Origin of the sequence: Streptomyces palmae, from assembly GCF_004684805.1 — a bacterium.
Lineage (GTDB): Bacteria > Actinomycetota > Actinomycetes > Streptomycetales > Streptomycetaceae > Streptomyces > Streptomyces palmae.
Genome location: NZ_SRID01000741.1, coordinates 1 through 939 on the forward strand (window position 1 = coordinate 1; position 939 = coordinate 939).

The following is a 939-nucleotide window of genomic DNA, read 5'->3' on the forward strand; positions in this document are numbered from 1 at the left end:
CCCGTAGGACCGTCGCCCGTACACCCCCTGGCCCCGGTGCCGCCACCCGCGTCCGTACCGTCGCGCACGTCGGCAGAGCCACCCGTGCTCCCACCGCCCCCGGTGTCCGTGCGGCTCCCGCCCTCCAGGATCTCGTCCCAGCCGATCAGCCGCCGGCCGCGCGCCGCCAGCCAGCGGCCGAAGTGGCCGGTGAGCCAGTTCTGCAGGGCGTCCTCGTCCGCCAGTCCCAGCTCCGCGATCCGGGCCTGCGCGGTCGCCGAGGCACGCCACTGGTCCTTGGGGCACTCGTCCCCGCCGAGGTGTACGAAGACGGAGGGGAAGAGTTCCAGCACCTCCTCCAGCACCCCCTCGTAGAAGCGCAGGGTGTGCTCGGTGGGCGCCAGGATGTGCGGGCTCACGCCCCAGTCGTCCCACACGGTGAGCGCGGCGGTGTCCACCGCGTCGGTGTTGCCCAACTCCGGGTAGGCGGCGATGGCGGCCTGCGAGTGGCCCGGGATGTCGATCTCCGGCACCACGGTGATGTGCCGCGCGGCGGCGTAGGCGACGATCTCCCGGATGTCGTCCTGGGTGTAGTAGCCGCCGTGCGGCCGCTCGTCCCACAGCGGTGAGGCCCGGTGCCCGAGCCGGGTCCGTGCCCGCCAGGCCCCGACCCGGGTCAGCCGGGGGTAGCGCTCGATCTCGATCCGCCAGCCCTGGTCGTCGGTGAGGTGCAGGTGGAGGACGTTCAGCTTGTGCGCGGCGAGCAGGTCCACATAACGCAGTACGGCGTCCTTGGGCATGAAGTGCCGGGCCACGTCCAGCATCAGCCCACGCCATCGGAAGCGCGGGGCGTCCTCGATCACCACGGCGGGCAGCGGCCACTCCCGCCTCCCCGACACCGGCGCCCGCCGGAAGGCCGCCGGCCCCAGCAGCTGCCGTAGGGTCTGCGCCCCCCAGAAC

General features: G+C 73.4%; 1 protein-coding gene. It reads right to left on the minus strand.

What is annotated here, in order from left to right; genetic code table 11:
* The coding region (locus tag E4099_RS32415; RefSeq protein ID WP_167828577.1) for a beta-N-acetylhexosaminidase at positions 1-939 on the minus strand (939 nt) is incomplete at both ends.